The sequence below is a fragment of the Streptomyces sp. NPDC048353 genome (assembly GCF_055587165.1).
The window spans coordinates 45514-64210 of sequence record NZ_JBVJGU010000012.1 but is presented as its reverse complement, the minus strand read 5'-3'; the positions used below and the strand labels follow the sequence as shown (position 1 = coordinate 64210).

Sequence of the window (18697 nt, the reverse complement as noted above, 5' to 3'; positions counted from 1 at the left end):
AACACAGTTACACCGGCGCGCGAGAAGGGTAAAGAGCCGTGCACGCACCGGAAGGGGGAGCTTTGGCTCGCAGTGCACTCACCCGCGAGGAGGTGGTGGAGGCCGCCGCCGCCCTGGTGAAGCGGCACGGGCCCGACGCCCTCACCATGCGCAGGCTCGCCGCGGAGCTGGACACCGCCGTGACGTCGATCTACTGGCACGTGGGCAACCGCGAGTCCCTGCTCGACGCCCTCGTCGAGCGGACCGTCGACGACCTCGCCGCCATCACGCCGCGCGGCGGCACACCCGCCGCCCGGATCGTCTCGGTGGCCCGCGCGCTCCGGCGCGAGCTGCGCGACCGCCCGCACCTGGTGGCGATGGTCCACGAACGGGGCCTGACGGAGCGGATGTTCCTGCCGGCCCAGCGCACCCTGGCACACGAGGTGCACGCCGCGGGGCTGCGCGGGGCGCGGGCGGCGGAGGTGGTCCGGGCGGTGCAGTTCCAAGTCGTCGGCTACGTCCTGGTGGAGCGCAACCGGGAGCGGGGCCCGGTCCAGTCCCCGGGCGAGGAGACCCTCTGGGACGCCGAGCAGCCGGGCCCGGATCCCGCCCTCGCCCGCGCCCTGGCCCGCCCGGTCGACACGGACCGGCTCTTCACCACGTCCGTACGGGCGCTGGTGGACGGCCTGCTGGGCACGGCCGGCGAACCGCCGGAGCCCGCGGACGGCGCGACGCGGTGAGCGGGGTCGGGGCCACGAGTCACGACGGAGTAGGCGGCACCGGGGCCACGAGACGCGACGCGGGGAGCACGGTCCGCCGGGCGGAGGGCGCGCCGCACGGGCCCCGGCCCGCCGGTCGGCCTCGGCGCGCGGTCCCGAACTACCCGGCGCACGCCCGCCCGTGACCCGTCGGCGTCATCCCCGCGGGGGGATTCCGGCCACGGGAGGGGACACCGGGGACCGCGTTGTCAGCGGCGGCCCGTATTCTCAGTGACCATGCTCGACGACCGCACGACAGCGCCGACGTGGCCGGCCGCGTACCCACAGGGGTACGCGGTCGTCGACGTGGAGACCACCGGACTCGCCCGCGACGACCGGATAGTGTCCGCTGCCGTCTACCGCCTGGACGCCCAGGGCAATGTCGAGGACCACTGGTACACGCTCGTCAACCCGGAGCGCGATCCCGGACCGGTCTGGATCCACGGTCTGACCACCGACGTGCTGGCGGGGGCTCCGCTCTTCCCGGAGATCGCCGCCGAGTTCGCGGCGCGGCTCGACGGCCGGGTCCTGGTCGCGCACAACGCCATGTTCGACTGGTCGATGATCGCGCGGGAGTACGCCCGCGCCGAGAGCGCCGCGCCCGTGCGCCAGCGGCTGTGCACCATCGCCCTGTCGAAGGAGCTGTCGCTCCCGCTGCCCAACCACAAGCTGGAGTCGCTCGCCGCGCACTTCGGCGTCGTCCAGCAGCGGGCGCACAACGCGCTGGACGACGCGCGGGTGCTGGCCGAGGCTTTCCGACCGAGCCTGCACACGGCGGCCGAGCGCAACGTCCGGCTCCCGCTCCTCGAGTGCCGGCCGCTGACGGAGTGGGCGGCGACGCCGGTCGCGCCCCGGATCGGCCACCAGGCGTCGTACCGCGTGAACAGCTGGCGCCCCTCACGCAAGCGTCCGCCGTGTCCGTACCCGAACCCCGGGCGGTACGTATCGGGCGAACTGCTCAAACAGGGCATGCGGGTGGCGTTCTCGGGCGACACCTCCGTCGACCGGGAGCTCCTGGAGGACCGCGCGGTCGAGGCGGGGCTCCACGTGGCGTCGAGCGTCTCGCGGCTGACGAGTCTGCTGGTGACGAACGACCCCGACGCGGCCACGTCCAAGACGGTCAAGGCCAAGGCCTTCGGCACCCCGATCGTCGACGAGGCCGCCTTCACCCAGCTGCTGCGGGACGTGGCCCCGGCAGACGAGTGAACGGCCGGGCGTGCCGCCCGGCCATCACCGGCCCCGGACAGCACCCTGTGGCGCATGGCACGTTGTGAGGTCTGCGGAAACGATTACGGCATGTCCTTCGAGGTGCACGCGCAGGGCGCCGTGCACGTCTTCGACTGCTTCTCCTGCGCCATTCACCGCATGGCGCCCATCTGCGAGCACTGCCGGGTCCAGATCATCGGCCAGGGCGTCGAGGTCCAGGGCAAGTGGTACTGCGGCGGGCACTGCGCCCGCGCGGAGGGAAAGGTGGGCATCGTCGACCACGTCTAGAGGTACGCGGCGGACGTGCGCGGCGGACCGGCCCCGGGGCTCAGGCGTGCGGCCTGCCGTGGGCCGGATCACACGGGTCCGCCGCCCGGGCCGCGCCGTCCCCGTCTCCGCCGCGCCCGTCCGGCCCCCTCCGGCACCCGCCGCGAGGGGGCCGTCCGCGACGTTGTACCGTCGACGGCGTGTACCGCTTCCTGTTGTCCCGGCAGTGGGTGATCCTCACCCTCATCGCCCTCGTCCTCATCCCCGTGATGATCGAGCTGGGTTTCTGGCAGTTCCACCGGCACGAGCGCCGGGTCGCCCAGAACGCCCTGATCGCGGACAACCTCCAGGCGAAGCCCGTACCCGTCGAGTCGCTCACCTCCCCCGGTCACACCGTGCCCCGCGCCGACTACTGGCGGGCGGTCACCGCCACCGGCACCTTCGACACCGCGCACGAGGTCGTCGTCCGCCGCCGGACCTCCGCCGACGAGAAGATCGGCGTCCTCGTACTGACCCCGCTGGTCCTCCAGGACGGGCGGACCGTCCTGGTCAACCGCGGCTGGATCCCCGCCGCCCCCGACCAGAAGGCCTACCCCGAGGTCCCGCCCGCCCCCCAGGGCGAGGTCACCGTCACCGGCCGTCTCAAGGCCGACGAGACGACCGGCGCCAGCGGCATCAAGGACCTGCGCGGGCTGCCGGACCGTCAGGTCATGCTGATCAACAGCGCCCAGCAGGCCGAGCTGACGGGCCGTGAGGTACTGGGCGGCTACCTGGAGCAGACGGCGCCCGAACCGGCCGGCGACTCCCCCGAGCTGATCCCGGAGCCCGACCACGACTCGATCGGCGCGCACATGGCGTACGCCGTGCAGTGGTGGCTCTTCGCGTCGGGCGTACCGGTCGGCTGGGTGATCCTGGTTCGCCGGGAGAAGCGCGACCGCGAGGCCGCCCGCGATACGGACGGTGGCAGTGGTGCCCCCGAGCCCGCTGTGGCTGCGGTGTAGCCCACTCCCGACATCTGATTGACCGTTGCCTCTTTCGGGAACACGCCAGAGCGTGACGCAACGTATCGACGACTATGCCCTCATCGGTGATCTGCAGACCGCCGCCCTCGTCGGACGCGACGGGTCGATCGACTGGCTGTGCCTGCCGCGCTTCGACTCGGCCGCCTGCTTCGCCGCGATCCTCGGCGACGAGGACAACGGTCACTGGCGGATCGCGCCCAAGGGGGCGGGGAACTGCGCGAGCCGGAGCTACGCCGGCGACTCGCTCGTCCTGGAGACGTACTGGCAGACCCGCACCGGCACCGTCAAGGTCGTCGACTTCATGCCGCAGCGCGACACATCGCCCGACCTCATGCGGATCGTGGAGGGCGTCAGCGGCACGGTGGAGATGAGCTCGGTGCTGAAACTGCGCTTCGACTACGGCTCGGTGGTGCCGTGGATACGGCGCACCGACGGCCACCGGGTGGCGATCGCGGGCCCCGACTCGGTGTGGCTGCGCAGCGAACCGCCGGTCAAGACCTGGGGCCAGCAGTTCTCCACCTGCTCGGCGTTCACGGTCAAGGAGGGCGAGAAGGTCGCGTTCGTCCTCACCTGGCACCCCTCTCACGAAGCGCGCCCCCCGCTGATCGATCCGTTCCAGGCGCTGGAGGAGTCCCTGGCGGAGTGGCGGGAGTGGTCCTCCCAGTGCACCTACGAGGGTCCGTACCGCGACGCGGTGATGCGCTCCCTGATCACCCTCAAGGCGCTGACCTACGCCCCGACGGGCGGCATCGTGGCCGCGCCCACCACCTCCCTGCCGGAGGAGATCGGGGGCGTACGGAACTGGGACTACCGCTCCTGCTGGCTGCGCGACTCCACCCTGACGCTCGGAGTGCTGCTCTCCGCCGGCTATGTCGACGAGGCGGCGGCGTGGCGCGACTGGCTGCTGCGCGCGGTGGCAGGCGACCCGGCCGATCTGCAGATCATGTACGGCCCCGCCGGGGAGCGGCGGCTGCCCGAGATGACGCTCCCCTGGCTGCGCGGCCACGCGGAGTCGGCGCCGGTCCGGATCGGGAACGCGGCCGTGGACCAGTTCCAGCTCGACGTCTACGGCGAGGTCATGGACTCGCTCCACCGGTCGCGGGAGGCCGGGATCCCGCCCGAGCGGCACGCCTGGAACCTCCAGCTGAGCCTGCTCGGCTTCCTGGAGTCGACCTGGCGGGAGCCGGACGAGGGGCTGTGGGAGGTGCGCGGTCCCCGGCGCCACTTCGTCCACTCGAAGGTGATGGCCTGGGTCGGCGCCGACCGGGCGGTCCGCACGCTGGAGTCCGATCCGACGCTGCCGGGTGACGTCGCGCGGTGGCGGGAGATGCGGGACGCCATCCACGCGGAGGTGTGCGAGAAGGGGTACGACCCCGAGCGCAACACCTTCACCCAGTCCTACGGCTCACGCGAGCTGGACGCGGCGACGCTCCTCATCCCCCAGGTCGGCTTCCTCCCGCCGGACGACCCCCGGGTGGTGGGGACGGTGGACGCGGTGCGCAAGGAGCTGACGCAGGGCGGACTGCTGCTGCGGTACGACACCGAGGGCGTCTCCGTCGACGGTCTGCCGGGGCGGGAGGGGACCTTCCTCGCCTGCTCCTTCTGGCTGGCGAACGCGCTCTGGCTGATCGGGCGGAAGGGGGAGGCGAAGGAGCTGTTCGAGCGGCTTCTGGAGCTGTGCAACGACGTGGGGCTGCTGGCGGAGGAGTACGACCCGGTGGCCCGGCGGCAGCTGGGGAACTTCCCGCAGGCGTTCAGCCATGTCGGTCTGGTGGGCACGGCGTTCGTGCTGAGCGGGGCGGAGCCCGTGCCGCCCGGCGAGGAGGTCGCGCCGCCGGGGGCACGGGTCGGCCCTGCCGGGGAGCAGGCCCCGCCGGCCCGGAGCGGTCCTTCCGACGAGGCCCGGCCTTCGGAGGGGGAGGTCGCGCCGTCCGAGCGGGGCACGGCAGGATAGCCGCATGGATCTTGGACTGAAGGACCGTGTGTACGTGGTGACCGGGGCGACGCGGGGGCTCGGCCGGGCCTCGGCCGAGGCGCTGCTCGCCGAGGGTGCGAAGGTGGTGATCACCGGGCGCGAGGAGAAGGCGGTCGCCGAGGCGGTGGACCGGCTGGGGCCGGGGGCGGCGGGCGTCGTCGCCGACAACGCCGACCCGGAGGCGGCGGAACGGGTGATCGCCGAGGCGCGGTCCCGGTTCGGCCGGTTCGACGGGATCCTGGTCAGCGTGGGCGGCCCGGCGCCGGGCTTCGCCGCCGACAACACCGACGAGCAGTGGGCGACGGCGTTCGACACGGTCTTCCTCGGGGCGGTGCGGATGGCCCGGACGGCGGCGGAGACGCTGACCGAGGGCGGGGTCATCGGCTTCGTCCTGTCGGGCTCGGTCCACGAGCCGATCCCCGGGCTCACGATCTCCAACGGGCTGCGCCCCGGTCTCGCCGGCTTCGCCAAGTCCCTCGCGAACGACCTGGGCCCGCGGGGCATCCGGGTCGTCGGCGTCCTGCCGGGGCGGATCGACACGGACCGGATCCGTTCGCTGGACGCCCTCTCGGGCGATCCGGACGCCTCGAGGGCGGCGAGCGAGGCGACGATTCCGCTGCGCCGGTACGGCACGCCCGAGGAGTACGGCCGTACGGCGGCGTTCCTGCTGTCGCCGGCCGCCTCGTACGTCACGGGCGTGATGGTCCCGGTGGACGGCGGCGCCCGGCACGGCTTCTGAGCCGGAGCCGGACGGGGGCCGGAGCGTCCCGGGGCCCGCGAGGGCCGCGGGCCCCGGTGGACCGTCGGTGTCGAGGAGCCTCAGGTGACCCGGCGGGCCCGGTGTTTGACGGCCCGCAGCCGGGCCTCGGCCGGGAGGGAATCCAGCCCCGCCGAGGTACGGGCATGGGCCAGGGTGTCGTCGGTCAGCGTGGTCAGGGTCCCGCCCGGGGAGGCGTGCGGCTCCAGGAGCAGGGCGATCCGGGCGCGCGGGGCGGTGCGGCGGCCGGTGAGGGCGATCCGGGCGCGGGCGACGCCGTCCTGCGCGGCGGCGTCCGCCTCCAGGACGTCCACCAGGGTCCGGCCCCGCACCATCGCGCCCTCCCCGTCGCCGGTGTCGACCAGCAGCTCCGCGAGCCGGGCCCGGCGGAACTGCGCGATCAGCCACCACAGGGCCAGGAGCACCACGATCCCCAGGACGGCGATGACCACCGGCCACCACCAGCCCTCGTCCGCCCAGCGCCGCCGGTCGGCCTCGCTGAGCAGGACGTCGGACGGGCCGGACCAGGGCCACCAGGACGGCACGGACAGGCCGTAGCCGGCGGCGAGGACCGCGCCGCCGAGGACGAGGAGGATCAGCCCGGCCAGCCCGAGCACGATCCGGTTGACCCGGCGGAGTACGACCGTCATCGACTCATCCCTTCTTCGGGGGCCGGGCGACCCGTACCGTCGGCGCCGGCGGGTGGGCGAGTCCGAGTCCGTCGATGCCCTTGGTCACCACGCCCTCCAGGTCGCTCCGTACCTCGTCCAGTGCGCGGAAGTGCGAGACCGCCCGCACCGCCACCTTCCGCCGCCCCATCTTCACCCGCACGGACTGCACGCCGGAGACCTCCATCGCCCGGTCGCGCAGCGCCAGCGCGGCGGCGTCCCGGTCGAGCCCTGCCCGGACGTCCGCGTGGTCGCGCCGCATCGGCAGCACGGCCCGCAGGCCGGGGGTGAGCGCGAGCAGGAGGAGCCAGAGGCCGATCACGGCGGCCACGGCGGCGCCGACCCGGACCCAGGTGTCGTCCAGCGGCCGGGTCGCCAGCTCGTCGGCGAGGACGCGCCGCCACCGCATGGCGGAGTGCTCCGTGCGGACCGCCGCGACGTCGTAGAGCAACAGTCCCGCGCCGCCGAGGATCACGGCGGCGAGGACGGCGGCGGGGATCCGCCGTACGGCCCAGAAGCGGGGCGCGCGGGCGGCGGGCGGCCGGTCCCGCCCGGCCTGCGGCGCCTCGCCCTCCGCCGGGGTCCGGTCGTCCGCGTCCGCGCGGGCGTCGGTGGTCATCGCAGGTTCCCCTTCCCGGAGTCGCGGACGGTGCGCGGGGAATGCAGCCGTTCCACGTGGACGGCCACGTCGGGGACGTCCAGGCCCGCCAGCTCCCGCACCCGCCGCGTCACCTGGCGGCGGACCTCTCCGCACTGCCGGCCGAGGTCGGTGGGGTAGCCCAGTTCGAGGCTGACGGAGACGCGCGCCGTGTCCCGGTGCACGACGACGGAGGCGTGCGGCGCCGAGCCGCCCCGCGGGAGGGACCCGAGCGCCTCCCGGGCCGCCTGCGCGGCGATCTTCGCGACGACCCGGTCGGCGATCGTCGTCGCGCCGCGCCCGGCCGCCCCCACCGGCTCATCCACTGCCACTCCCGGTCACCCGCGCCGGTCGCGTTCACGACCGTGGAAGAAGTCACGGGCTTCCATGTCCCCGTCGAGGAGGCGACCGGCGATGAAACCGATCGCTCCCAACGCGGCGACCAGCACGAACGCCCCGAAGCCGCCGAAGTATCCGGCGAAGCCAAGGGCCATTCCGGCCACCATCCCGATCACAGCCATGTTCATGTCCGACCACCGACCCATTCCGCCGAGCGTCCGCGGCTACTGAAGCCGCTGCTCCGGCTCCTCTTCCTCGTCCTCGGGCAACTTCACATCGCTGACGGCGATGTTCACTTCGACGACCTGAAGGCCGGTCATGCGTTCGACGGCGGCGATCACGTTCTCGCGGACCTCGCCGGCCACATCGGAGATGGAGACGCCGTAGTCGACGACGATCTCCAGGTCGAGAGCGGTCTGGACCTCGCCGACCTCGGCCTTCACGCCACGGGTGGCACCGGACTTGGTGCCGCCGCCGGGAACCTTGTCGCGGACGGCGCCGAAGGTGCGGGACAGTCCGCTTCCCATGGCGTGGACGCCGACGACATCGCGGGCCGCGAGGCCGGCGATCTTCTCGACGACCCCGTCGGCGATGGTGGTCCGGCCCCGGGTGGCGGGGGCTCCGCCGCCGCGCTTGGTCATGGACGTGTCGTCGGAGTGTGCGGTGTCACTCATGCCGTTCATCCTTTCCGGGCTGTTATGGGGTTACTTGCCCACATTAAGTGCGCATGCCCCGTCTTGCGCCGTGGATACGGCAGGCTGGCCCTATGACGACGGCTGAGAATTGGGCGGCGACGGTACGCAAGCGCCTGGGTCCGGGCAGGCTGCTGCCGCTCGGGGAGGCAACGGACGGCGCGTGGCTGACGGAGGAGGCGGCGCGCGGGGTGCTGCTGGCGGCGGCGGCCTCGGTACGGGGCGTGCTGCCGGGGACCTTGCGCGTGGGGCTCGTGGAGCCGGGCGGGACGGAGCCGTTCCCCGTACCGCCGGGCGGGCTGCCGCCGGGGCCCCTGCGGATCACGGCGGAGTTCGCCGCGAGGGACAGCACACCGCTGCCCGGGCTCGCGCAGGCGCTGCGGGAGGCCCTGTTCGCTGCGGCGGAGACGGCGTTGGGGCTGGTGGTGGTGGAGGTGGACCTGCGGGTGACGGACCTGGTGGAGGGCGGGGACGGCGAGCGGAATTCGCCGCCCGCCACTCCCCCACCCGGGCGAACCTCGCCGGCCGCCTCGGCCCCGGAGGCCCTGGCGGCCCTCGCGGTCGACGGCGTGGCCGCGCTCACGGACGTGCTGGGCTCGCCGGTCCACCGCGCCGAGGACGGCCTGCGGATGGAGGTGGCGGTGACAGCCGGCCACCGCGCCCTGGACGTGGCGAAGGCGGTCCGCGCCCGGGTGGCCGCGACCGCCCCGGAGGCGGCCGCGGTCACGGTCCTGATCACGGAGATCCGCTGAGGCGCCGGGGACACGCTTCCGCCCGGGGCCCCGGGCGGGCTCCCGCTCCGGCGGGTGGCTCGGGGCGACGCTACGTTCGAAACAGGCCCTAGTCGCCGAGGCCCGCGAGGTCGCGCAGGCGGCGGGCCTGGGCGGCGCGTTCGGCGGTGCGCTGGTCTTCGTAGGAGCGGCCGGAGACGCCCTGGAGCAGCGCCTTCGTCTCGACGACGGCGTCGCGCGGCGCGGCGAGGAGGGCGGCGCCGAGGTCCCGTACGGCGTCGTCCAGCTCGGACGCGGGCACGGCGATGTTGGCGAGGCCGATGCGCTCGGCTTCGTCGGCGTGGACGAAACGGCCGGTGGCGCAGATTTCGAGCGCGCGGGCGTATCCCACGAGGGAGACGAGCGGGTGGGTGCCGGTCAGGTCCGGCACGAGGCCCAGGCTGGTCTCGCGCATGGCGAACTGCACGTCGTCGGCGACGACCCGCAGGTCGCAGGCGAGGGCGAGCTGGAACCCGGCACCGATGGCGTGCCCCTGGACGGCCGCGATCGACACGATGTCGCTGCGGCGCCACCAGGTGAAGGCCTCCTGGTACTCGGCGATGACCGCGTCCAGGTCCTCGTCCGACCCGCGTGCCAGGTCCAGGAAGGACGGCTCCCCGTCGAAGCCCTCGGGCGTGAAAGCCTGCCGGTCGAGCCCGGCGGAGAAGGACGCGCCCTCACCGCGCAGGACCACGAGCCGCACGCTGCCCGGCAACGACCGGCCGGCCTCCGTCAACGCCCGCCACAGAGCGGGAGACTGGGCGTTGCGCTTCGCCGGATTGGTCAAGGTCACCGTGGCAACGGCGTCCTCGACGGTGAGCCGTACACCGTCCTTGTCGAACACGAGCACAGAGTCGAGCGAAGTCATGGGGCGCCTCCGGTTCCGGTGCAGCACAGCTAAGTGACTGCACAGTAACCACCCGGTCGACCACACGGTCGACCGGGTGGCCACCGCGAAAGACGGTGGACCGGACGAGCCGCGCCCCGATGTCAGGCCGAGGGCGCCTTCTTGCCCCGTGTCGCCCCGCCGCGTCCACGCAGCGTGACTCCGGATTCGCTGAGCATCCGGTGGACGAATCCGTAGGAGCGGCCCGTTTCCTCGGCCAGCGCCCGGATGCTCGCACCGGAGTCGTACTTCTTCTTCAGGTCTGCCGCGAGCTTGTCGCGCGCGGCGCCGGTCACCCGGCTGCCCTTCTTCAGAGTCTCGGCCACCCGTGCCTCCTCATGGGAAGTGCGCTCTGGACTTCTCATGATCACCCCTCTCGGACGTCCTGGCCACCCATTCGACAAGGTCTCTGGCACGAGGTTCGCGGACGGGGAAGGGTTCGCCACGACCGGAATGACACATTCCGAGGGGCGGGATCACGGCCCGGGAGCGCGTTGCGCCGCGAAAGGCCAGGTCAGCGGCGCGGCGGGAGAAAGGGCGCGGCGCGACCCTGACGGAAGGATTCCGCACAGGGCCGCGCCCGGAGGATGAGACGCCCTCACTCAGATGAAGGATCACCGATGAGCCGAATGATCCATACCGAGATGATCAGGCGAGTGCCACGAGGTCCTTGTAGTCGGGGCCCCACAGGTCCTCGACCCCGTCCGGGAGCAGGATGATCCGCTCCGGCTCCAGGGCGTCGACCGCGCCCTCGTCGTGGGTGACGAGGACGACCGCGCCCTTGTAGGTGCGCAGCGCGCCGAGGATCTCCTCGCGGCTGGCGGGGTCGAGGTTGTTGGTCGGCTCGTCGAGGAGCAGCACGTTCGCCGAGGAGACCACCAGGGTCGCGAGTGCGAGGCGGGTCTTCTCGCCACCGGAGAGCACCCCGGCCGGCTTGTCGACGTCGTCGCCGGAGAAGAGGAAGGAACCGAGCGTCTTGCGCACCTCGACGAGGTCGAGGTCGGGCGCGGAGGACCGCATGTTCTCCAGGACGGTGCGCTCCGGGTCGAGCGTCTCGTGCTCCTGGGCGTAGTAGCCGAGCTTGAGGCCGTGGCCCGGGGTGACCTCGCCGGTGTCGGGCTGCTCGGCCCCGGCGAGCAGCCGGAGCAGGGTGGTCTTGCCCGCGCCGTTGAGGCCGAGGATGACGACGCGCGAGCCCTTGTCGATCGCGAGGTTCACATCGGTGAAGATCTCGAGGGAGCCGTACGACTTGGAGAGGCCCTCGGCCGTCAGCGGGGTCTTGCCGCAGGGCGCGGGCTCCGGGAAGCGGAGCTTGGCGACCTTGTCGGAGACCCGGACGGCGTCCAGACCGGACAGCAGCCGCTCGGCGCGCTTGGCCATGTTCTGCGCGGCGACGGTCTTGGTGGCCTTGGCGCGCATCTTGTCGGCCTGGGAGTTGAGGGCCGCGGCCTTCTTCTCGGCGTTCTGCCGCTCGCGCCTGCGGCGCTTCTCGTCGGCCTCGCGCTGCTGCTGGTAGAGCTTCCAGCCCATGTTGTAGACGTCGATGGCGGAGCGGTTGGCGTCCAGGTAGAAGACCTTGTTCACGACGGTCTCGACGAGTTCGACGTCGTGGGAGATGACGATGAAGCCGCCGCGGTAGCTCTTGAGGTAGTCGCGCAGCCAGACGATCGAGTCGGCGTCGAGGTGGTTCGTGGGCTCGTCGAGGAGCAGGGTGTCGGCGTCCGAGAAGAGGATCCGGGCCAGCTCGATCCGGCGGCGCTGGCCACCGGAGAGGGTGTGGAGCGGCTGGCCGAGGACCCGGTCGGGCAGGCCGAGGGCGGCGGCGATGGTGGACGCCTCGGCCTCGGCGGCGTACCCGCCCTTGGTGAGGAACTCGGTCTCCTGGCGTTCGTACTGCTTCATCGCCTTCTCGCGGGTGGCGCCGGCACCCGTCGCGATGCGCTCCTCGTTCTGCCGCATCTTGCGCAGCAGGACGTCGAGCCCGCGGGCGGAGAGGACGCGGTCGCGGGCCAGGACGTCGAGGTCGCCGGTGCGCGGGTCCTGCGGGAGGTAGCCGACCTCGCCGGAACGGCTGATGGTGCCGCCGGCGGGCTGGCCCTCGCCGGCGAGGCACTTGGTGAGGGTGGTCTTGCCCGCGCCGTTGCGGCCGACGAGGCCGATGCGGTCGCCCTTGGCGATGCGGAACGAAGCGGACTCGAGGAGGATGCGGGCGCCGGCGCGCAGCTCGATGCCGGAAGCGGTGATCACGGACAGACTCCAGGGCGGGGATGGACGGCGGAAGGGCTCTCGAAGGCGGTTCGACGCCGCTAATGCACGAGGAGAATGGCCATACGGCCAGTCTAACGGGCCCCTGCAACTGGTTTTCGGCCACGCCCGCCCGACGGCCCCGCTCCCCCTTCCCGCCCACGCCAGCCGACGGTCCCCCTCCCCCTTCCCACCCATGCCCGACAAAAGGGGCGATCCCGTACGGAGTGCTCGATACTCGGGCACAGGGCGGCGGCCTCTGCCGCGGCGGTGACGCGGAGGGCGGTGCCCCATGCAGTTCGACGACGACGCCGACCTGGACACCTCGGAGGTACGGGACGTCCGCGGCAGCCGGATCCCCGGCGGCCGGGCCACCGTCGGCGGCGGCATCGTCGCGTTCATCGCGTTGATCATCGGTATGTTCTTCGGGGTGGGTCCCGAGCAGCTGGGGCTGTCCTCCGGCGATCCGGCGCCCGTGCCGACCTCGTCGTCGGCGGCCGAGGTGGAGCGCGCCTGCCGGACCGGCGCCGACGCGAACACCCGCGACGACTGCCGGATCGTGGGCGTGGTCAACAGCGTGCAGGACTTCTGGCGCGCGGAGTACGCGCGCCGGGGCGGCCGGTACGGGGACGCGCGCACGGTGGTCTTCGGCGACCGGGTGGGCACGGCCTGCGGCACGGCCACCTCGGCGGTCGGGCCGTTCTACTGCCCCGGTGACCGCCAGGTCTATCTGGACCTGGGCTTCTTCGACGAGCTGCGGACCGCCTTCGGGGCCCGCGGCGGCCCGTTCGCCCAGGCGTACGTGGTGGCGCACGAGTACGGACACCACGTGCAGAACCAGATGGGCACGCTGGCCGGCACCCGGGACGGAGGGCAGGGCGCGGGCTCCCACGCGGTACGGGTCGAGCTGCAGGCGGACTGCTACGCCGGGGTCTGGGCGCGGCACGCGACGACCACCCCGGACGAGAAGACGGGGCGGCCGGTGCTGACCCGACTGACGGACGAGGACATCCGGGACGGGCTCGACGCGGCGGCCGCAGTGGGCGACGACCGGATCCAGGAGCGGCTCCAGGGCCGGGTGACCCCGGAGAGCTGGACCCACGGCTCGGCGGCGCAGCGGCAGCAGTGGTTCTCCACCGGCTACCGGACCGGCGACATGGCGCGGTGCGACACCTTCCGCTGATTGTCGGCGACGACTGGGAGACTGAGATCCAGGTCACATTCCGACGGACGATCGAGAAGGAGTGATCGGAATGGCTGAGGCACCCCATATCTGTCCGACCCTGGCGTACCAGGACGCGAAGGGCGCGATCAAGCTGCTCACGGAGGCGTTCGGCTTCACCGACACCGCGGTGTACGAGGGCGAGGACGGCAAGGTCATGCACGCCGAGCTGTCGTACGGCAACGGCATGGTGATGCTCGGCAGCAAGGGAACCGGGAGCGAGTTCGACAAGCTGATGGCCGACGCGGGGCCGGTCGGGGTGTTCGTCCACGTGGACGACGTGGACGAACACCATGCGAGGGCCGTGCGGCACGGGGTCGAGATCCTGATGCCGCCGACGGACCAGGACTACGGCTCGCGGGACTACATGGCCCGGGACGCGGAGGGCAACGTCTGGAGCTTCGGGACGTACACCCCGGGGGCGGCCGCCGCGGGCTAGGGACGGCGGCCGGTCGGACGTCGTACGTCGGGGTGACGGAGCGGAGCCGTCCGGGTCAGGAGCCGCCCGTGTGGACCTGGAAGGCCGCGCGGCGGACCGCCTTGGCCAGGGCCGGGTCGGGGTGGGCGGCGGCGAGGGCGACCAGGACCTGGACGGTGCGGGGGTGGCCGACGGCCCGGACCTCGTCGAGCAGGGCCGGCACGGTCCCCTGGACGGCGGAGTCGAGGTGGCGGACGAGCAGCGCGCTCTCGCCGTGGTCGGCGACGGCGGCGGCGGTGTCCACCCAGAGCCAGGTCGCCTCCTCGCGGGTGAGCACGTCCGGGGCGTCGTCGGGGTCGGCGCCGTCGTACTCCGCGAGCCAGAGCAGGGCGTACGGGCGGAGCGAGGCCTCCTGGACGGCGGCGCGGACCTCGGCCTCGGCGGGAGCCCCCACGACCCGGAGCGCCTCGAAGGCGAGACCGCGCAGCAGGGCGTCCTCGCCGCGGGCCACGGCCAGCAGTTCGGTGACGGCGCTGGAGAGGGTGCGGGCGGCGAGCCAGGCGCGGTACTCGTCGCGGGCCGGGCCGGGGGTGAGGCGGGCACAGCCGCGCAGCATGTCCTCGGCGGACTGCTCGATGTTGCCGGCCGGGCTCTGGGCGGCGACGCAGATCTGCTCCAGCTTGACCCAGACCGCCCAGTTGCCGAGGGGTGTCAGGGTCGCCTGGCCCGCGCCGAGGGTGAGGGCGCCGACGGCGGCGAGGCCGTCCAGGGCCCAGTCGAGCAGGGCGGAGAGGCCGTCGGCGCCGCACTCCGCGTCGTCGTCGGCCGCCCCGCCGGGCGCGTCGGTGAGGTCGGCCGCGCCGCCGACGGGGGCGGGGGCGCCCCCCTGGGCGGGGACCTCGCAGCGCTCCTCGCGCAGCTCCTCGACGCGCTGCCGCAGCAGGTCGAGGAGGGCGGGCACGAGCACGGGTCCGGCCGAGAGCTGGAGGAGGGAGAGCACCTGGGGCAGGGCCTCGACGACCTCGGCGACGGCGCTGGGAGGCACGTCCTCGGGGGCGGGGTGGACCAGGGACCAGGCGTCGAAGAGGGCGACCCAGCCGCGCAGCACGGCGGAGTCGTCGCGGTCCCAGGCGTGCAGCCGCCAGCCGGGGCGGGCGGTGGCGCCGTGGAGTTCGACGAGTCCGGCGAGCCGGGCGCGGTCCCACCCGGCGCGCACCTGCCCGGGCGTCAGGTGGAGGGCCGCGGCCGCGCGTTCCTGCGCGGTGGGGGCTTCGAGGCCGGCCGGAGGGGTGCCGGTGCCGCGGTCGACGGCCGCCCAGCGGGCGATCCGTACGGCGTCGGCCAGGACGATCCGGGCCTGGCGGGCCAGTTCCGCGCGGGGCGGAGTGCCCTCGGGCGGCCGGGGCGCCGGTCGGGTGCGCCGCGTCGTCACGGCCCGTCGGGCGGTGGCCAGGGCCCGCGGACGGACGAGTCGGAGTCTGGAGTTGCGCGCCAATTGCTCATCAGGCTTTCGAGACGTCACGGGGGCAGTCTTCCCGCTGACGGCCCGAAAGCCCAATCGGACGGCCCATCACCGTCAAACACGGTGGTGCGGAGTGCCGGGGAGCGGCGATGCGGGGTGCCGGAGCGACCCCTGGGGGCTTCAGGGAGTGTCCGGAAAGCGCCGGTGCTCGGCGGGGGCCCGGCGGTGCGCGGCGGGGGTCAGAGCAGCGGGGTGAGGAAGCGCCGCAGGGCCTCTTCGTAGCGGACCGGGTCGGCGTTCCACATGGCGGCGTGGGGGGCCTGGCGGACGGTCTGAAGGGAGACCAGTTCGGGGCGCCGGGCGGCCAGTTCGAGGGAGGGTTCCCAGGGCGCGAGGGTGTCGTCGGGCCCGTGGAAGATCAGGGTCGGCACGCGGAGGGAGGCCGGTTCCGGGGGTTCGGGCAGCCGGTCGACGCGGGTCCCGGACCTGCTCTGGGCGGCGTGGACGGCGAACGGCAGCAGCGGGCCGGGGATCCGGCGGGCCGCGGCGAGGTGGCGCAGCGTGGCCTGCGGGTCGAGGACCGGGGAGTCGAGGACGAGGCCGCGGACCCGGTCCCGCAGCCCCGAGTCGGCGGCGGCGCGCAGGGCCATGGTGGCGCCGGTCCCCCAGCCGTGCAGCACGACCTCGGCGGCGCCCCTGCGGACGGCGTAGCGGATGGCCGCGTCGACGTCCCGCCAGGCGGAGTGGCCGAGGTGGGCGAGGCCGTCGGGGGAGGCCGGCGCGCCCTCGTCGCCCCGGTGGGCGACGCACAGGACGGGGATCTGCCGGTGCGTGAGGAAGGGGACGAGGTTGAGGGGGTGCCGACGGGTGGTGCCGAGGCCGTGCACGGCGATCACCCAGGTGGGGCGGGGGCCGGGGACGAGCCAGCCGGGCAGGCTGCCCAGTTCGCCGGGGATCTCGATGTCCTCGTAGCGGACGCCGAGGGCGGTGCGGGGGGTTCCGGCGTGCAGTTCGGGGGTGAGCCGGACGCGGGCGCCGGGTTCCAGGGTGCCGAGTTCGACGCGTTCGAGCCGGCGGACGACGGTGTCGGGGGTGTGCGGGACCCGGTCGAGGACGGGGCCGACGAAACCGTGGAAGTCGGTGCCCTCGATGCCGTACGTGCCGGGGCGCAGGGAGGCGAGGCTGCGGGTGAGGGTGACCCTGCCGGGTCCCGTGGCGTGCACGGTGAGGCGTGGATCGCCGGGCAGGGGCCGTCCGGACGCCGCTTTCAGGGCGGCGTCGCCCGCGTAGCGGCCGACCGCCACCGCGGCCGCGCCGACACCGATCAGAGTGGTGACGGCCGCTGCCGTCGCTGTAGCCGGGCGCACGGTCTCAGTGTCGGTACGGGGGCGACGGGCTGCCACCCGGGAGGTCCGCGGGTCGGCGAGGACCGGCGAGATCCGGCCGCGTCCGGGGCGCACGCGCGACCACGGACGAGTGACATGGATCACTTCGGCGGGTCCCTCGTACGGCTGACATCGCGCACCCGCGGTCCACGGACTGACACGGGGCGTAGGGGACGGAAGGGAAGGAAGTCGCGTGTGCCCGGTAAGCGCCCGGATTACCCGGGGTTGCGGGGCGACCGCATCGTGGACCCGCGCTCCGCCCGAACCGTAAGCGGAATCCCTTGACCCCGGATGGGGTCACCACAGCGCCCGACCCAGTTCATCTTCCGTTCACTCAGGTTGCTTACGTTCGACGCGCCACTGACGTCAAACGATTGCCTGGGTAAATGGAACACATCACGCTGCTGCTCGCCATTGTGGTCGTGACAGCTCTCGTGTTCGATTTCACGAACGGTTTCCACGACACCGCCAACGCGATGGCGACGACCATCTCGACCGGTGCCCTCAAACCCAAGACGGCGGTGGCCATGTCCGCCGTGCTCAACCTGATCGGCGCGTTCCTGTCCGTGGAGGTCGCCAAGACGATCTCCGGCGGGATCATCAACGAACAGGGCATTCGTACCGAAGTGATCTTCGCGGCGCTCGTCGGCGCCATCCTGTGGAACCTGCTGACCTGGCTGCTCGGCCTGCCGTCCAGCTCGTCCCACGCCCTCTTCGGCGGACTCATCGGCGCGGCCGTGATGTCGGCAGGCTGGTCGGCCGTGAACGGCTCGACCATCGTCACCAAGGTCCTCATCCCCGCGATCGCCGCGCCGCTCGTCGCCGGTCTCGCCGCGATGGTGGCGACCCGCCTGACGTACCGGATCGGCGCCAAGACCGACGAGAAGCACACGGCCAAGGGCTACCGCGCCGGCCAGATCGCCTCCGCCGGTCTCGTCTCCCTCGCCCACGGCACCAACGACGCGCAGAAGACGATGGGTGTCATCACCCTGGCGCTGGTCACCGGTGGCGTCCTCGTCCCCGGCTCCAACCCCCCGATGTGGGTCGTCGTCTCCGCCGGTGTCGCCATCGCGCTCGGCACCTACCTCGGCGGCTGGCGCATCATCCGCACCATGGGCAAGGGCCTCACCGATCTCCGGCCGCAGCAGGGCTTCGCCGCCCAGACCAGCGCCGCCACGGTCATCCTGGCCTCCTCGAACCTCGGCTTCTCCCTCTCCACCACCCAGTCCTGCTCGGGTGCCGTGATGGGCGCGGGCCTCGGCCGCAAGGGCGGTGTCGTCCGCTGGTCGACCGCGACCCGGATGTTCGTCGCCTGGGGTCTGACCCTTCCGGCGGCGGGCCTGGTCGCCGCCGGCGCCGAATTCCTCACCCAGCAGGGCACCTGGGGCATCGCCGTCGTCGCGCTCCTGCTGATCGCCGGCTCCGCCGTCATCTGGGCGCTCTCGCGCCGCAAGCCGGTCGACCACCACAACGTCACCGACGACGACCTGACCGACGAGCCCGCGGGCGTCGTGACCACCGCCATCGCGGCCGTCACCCCGCCGCCGGCCGGCTCCGTCGCCGCCTTCGCGGACGAGGACCTCAAGACCACCATCCCCTCGCCGGCCCCCACGGACCCGGCAGCCCCCGCGGCCTCCGCCGCGGTGTAAGGACGAACGACATGAAGATCGACTGGGCAGCTCTCGGCTCCGTCTTCGGGGTCAGCCTCGTGGCGACCGTCGCCCTCGTGGGCCTGTTCACCCTCGGCATCATCGGCCTCTCCAAGCAGGAGCAGGCCGCCGCCCAGGGCGGCTCCGCCGCCCTCGCGCGCACCGGCGCGTACGCCTGCTTCGCACTCTGCGCGGCGGCCGTCACGTACGGCATCTATCTGATCGTCGTCTGACGCCTCACCACACCACCGCCGGGGGGGGGGGGGCCCCCCCGGGGGGGCCCCCCCCCGCGGGGGGGGGGGGGGGGGGGGCCCCCCCACCCGCGGAGGGGCCGCGGGGGGGGTGGGGGGGGTCGCGCCCC

General features: G+C 73.4%; 21 protein-coding genes. 11 read left to right on the top strand and 10 right to left on the bottom strand.

The window, feature by feature from the left end:
* Positions 1 to 62: 62 nt before the first annotated feature.
* The 6 genes from ACZ6RC_RS31585 (at position 63) to ACZ6RC_RS31560 (ending at position 5946) form a co-directional block, all read left to right on the top strand.
* Entirely contained in the window at positions 63 to 719 is a 657-nt protein-coding gene (locus ACZ6RC_RS31585; RefSeq protein WP_469589739.1) for a TetR/AcrR family transcriptional regulator, read from the top strand.
* Between the two features lie 249 nt (positions 720 to 968).
* A complete protein-coding gene (locus ACZ6RC_RS31580; RefSeq protein ID WP_453614974.1) occupies positions 969 to 1943 on the top strand; it encodes a DEDDh family exonuclease in 975 nt (324 codons plus the stop codon).
* A gap of 54 nt (positions 1944 to 1997) precedes the next feature.
* Positions 1998 to 2231, top strand: a complete 234-nt coding sequence (locus ACZ6RC_RS31575) for a hypothetical protein (protein ID WP_391140514.1) — start codon at positions 1998 to 2000, stop codon at positions 2229 to 2231.
* A gap of 179 nt (positions 2232 to 2410) precedes the next feature.
* Positions 2411 to 3211 carry an SURF1 family cytochrome oxidase biogenesis protein gene (locus ACZ6RC_RS31570; RefSeq protein ID WP_391140515.1) on the top strand — a complete coding sequence of 267 codons (801 nt, stop codon included), beginning with the start codon at positions 2411 to 2413 and terminating at the stop codon, positions 3209 to 3211.
* 52 nt (positions 3212 to 3263) lie between these two features.
* Positions 3264 to 5186 carry a glycoside hydrolase family 15 protein gene (locus tag ACZ6RC_RS31565; RefSeq protein WP_391140516.1) on the top strand — a complete coding sequence of 641 codons (1923 nt, stop codon included), beginning with the start codon at positions 3264 to 3266 and terminating at the stop codon, positions 5184 to 5186.
* A gap of 4 nt (positions 5187 to 5190) precedes the next feature.
* On the top strand, positions 5191 to 5946 hold the full coding sequence (locus ACZ6RC_RS31560; RefSeq protein WP_453614982.1) for an SDR family oxidoreductase: 756 nt from the start codon (positions 5191 to 5193) through the stop codon (positions 5944 to 5946).
* 80 nt (positions 5947 to 6026) lie between these two features.
* Here ACZ6RC_RS31560 and amaP read toward each other — a convergent pair whose 3' ends face one another.
* The 5 genes from amaP to ACZ6RC_RS31535 are packed head-to-tail and all read right to left on the bottom strand — an operon-like array spanning position 6027 to position 8282.
* A complete protein-coding gene (gene amaP / locus ACZ6RC_RS31555; RefSeq protein WP_469589733.1) occupies positions 6027 to 6614 on the bottom strand; it encodes an alkaline shock response membrane anchor protein AmaP in 588 nt (195 codons plus the stop codon).
* A 4-nt stretch (positions 6615 to 6618) separates the two neighbouring features.
* Positions 6619 to 7251, bottom strand: a complete 633-nt coding sequence (locus ACZ6RC_RS31550) for a DUF6286 domain-containing protein (RefSeq protein WP_469589730.1) — start codon at positions 7249 to 7251, stop codon at positions 6619 to 6621.
* Positions 7248 to 7595, bottom strand: coding sequence for an Asp23/Gls24 family envelope stress response protein (locus ACZ6RC_RS31545; RefSeq protein ID WP_391140520.1), 348 nt, complete (start codon positions 7593 to 7595; stop codon positions 7248 to 7250). Before ACZ6RC_RS31545 ends, ACZ6RC_RS31550 begins: the two co-directional genes overlap by 4 nt.
* Positions 7596 to 7607: 12 nt before the next feature.
* Positions 7608 to 7796, bottom strand: coding sequence for a hypothetical protein (locus tag ACZ6RC_RS31540; protein WP_391140521.1), 189 nt, complete (start codon positions 7794 to 7796; stop codon positions 7608 to 7610).
* A 36-nt stretch (positions 7797 to 7832) separates the two neighbouring features.
* Positions 7833 to 8282: an Asp23/Gls24 family envelope stress response protein gene (locus tag ACZ6RC_RS31535; protein WP_391140522.1), complete on the bottom strand. Its 450-nt coding sequence runs from the start codon at positions 8280 to 8282 to the stop codon at positions 7833 to 7835.
* Between the two features lie 92 nt (positions 8283 to 8374).
* Between ACZ6RC_RS31535 and ACZ6RC_RS31530 the strand changes: the two genes are divergently transcribed.
* Positions 8375 to 9052: a hypothetical protein gene (locus ACZ6RC_RS31530; protein WP_469589726.1), complete on the top strand. Its 678-nt coding sequence runs from the start codon at positions 8375 to 8377 to the stop codon at positions 9050 to 9052.
* Between the two features lie 88 nt (positions 9053 to 9140).
* Here ACZ6RC_RS31530 and ACZ6RC_RS31525 read toward each other — a convergent pair whose 3' ends face one another.
* From ACZ6RC_RS31525 to ACZ6RC_RS31515, 3 genes are all read right to left on the bottom strand, one after another.
* Positions 9141 to 9938 (bottom strand): enoyl-CoA hydratase/isomerase family protein, encoded by a 798-nt coding sequence (locus tag ACZ6RC_RS31525; RefSeq protein ID WP_469589723.1) that lies wholly within the window; start codon positions 9936 to 9938, stop codon positions 9141 to 9143.
* Positions 9939 to 10060: 122 nt separating this feature from the next.
* Entirely contained in the window at positions 10061 to 10282 is a 222-nt protein-coding gene (locus ACZ6RC_RS31520; RefSeq protein ID WP_043439149.1) for a helix-turn-helix domain-containing protein, read from the bottom strand.
* Between the two features lie 322 nt (positions 10283 to 10604).
* Positions 10605 to 12203: an ABC-F family ATP-binding cassette domain-containing protein gene (locus ACZ6RC_RS31515; protein WP_391140525.1), complete on the bottom strand. Its 1599-nt coding sequence runs from the start codon at positions 12201 to 12203 to the stop codon at positions 10605 to 10607.
* A 289-nt stretch (positions 12204 to 12492) separates the two neighbouring features.
* On the opposite strand from ACZ6RC_RS31515, the gene ypfJ reads away from it, so the two are divergent.
* Positions 12493 to 13383 carry a KPN_02809 family neutral zinc metallopeptidase gene (gene ypfJ / locus ACZ6RC_RS31510; RefSeq protein ID WP_469589718.1) on the top strand — a complete coding sequence of 297 codons (891 nt, stop codon included), beginning with the start codon at positions 12493 to 12495 and terminating at the stop codon, positions 13381 to 13383.
* Positions 13384 to 13453: 70 nt separating this feature from the next.
* Positions 13454 to 13861 (top strand): VOC family protein, encoded by a 408-nt coding sequence (locus tag ACZ6RC_RS31505; RefSeq protein ID WP_391140527.1) that lies wholly within the window; start codon positions 13454 to 13456, stop codon positions 13859 to 13861.
* 55 nt (positions 13862 to 13916) lie between these two features.
* Here the strand turns inward: ACZ6RC_RS31505 and ACZ6RC_RS31500 are convergent, their stop codons facing one another.
* Positions 13917 to 15362 (bottom strand): hypothetical protein, encoded by a 1446-nt coding sequence (locus tag ACZ6RC_RS31500; protein WP_469589713.1) that lies wholly within the window; start codon positions 15360 to 15362, stop codon positions 13917 to 13919.
* A gap of 179 nt (positions 15363 to 15541) precedes the next feature.
* A complete protein-coding gene (locus ACZ6RC_RS31495) occupies positions 15542 to 16669 on the bottom strand; it encodes an alpha/beta hydrolase (protein WP_391140529.1) in 1128 nt (375 codons plus the stop codon).
* Between the two features lie 404 nt (positions 16670 to 17073).
* On the opposite strand from ACZ6RC_RS31495, the gene ACZ6RC_RS31490 reads away from it, so the two are divergent.
* Positions 17074 to 18336, top strand: coding sequence for an inorganic phosphate transporter (locus tag ACZ6RC_RS31490; protein ID WP_469589709.1), 1263 nt, complete (start codon positions 17074 to 17076; stop codon positions 18334 to 18336).
* Between the two features lie 11 nt (positions 18337 to 18347).
* Positions 18348 to 18569, top strand: coding sequence for a hypothetical protein (locus tag ACZ6RC_RS31485; protein WP_391140531.1), 222 nt, complete (start codon positions 18348 to 18350; stop codon positions 18567 to 18569).
* Positions 18570 to 18697: the final 128 nt, after the last annotated feature.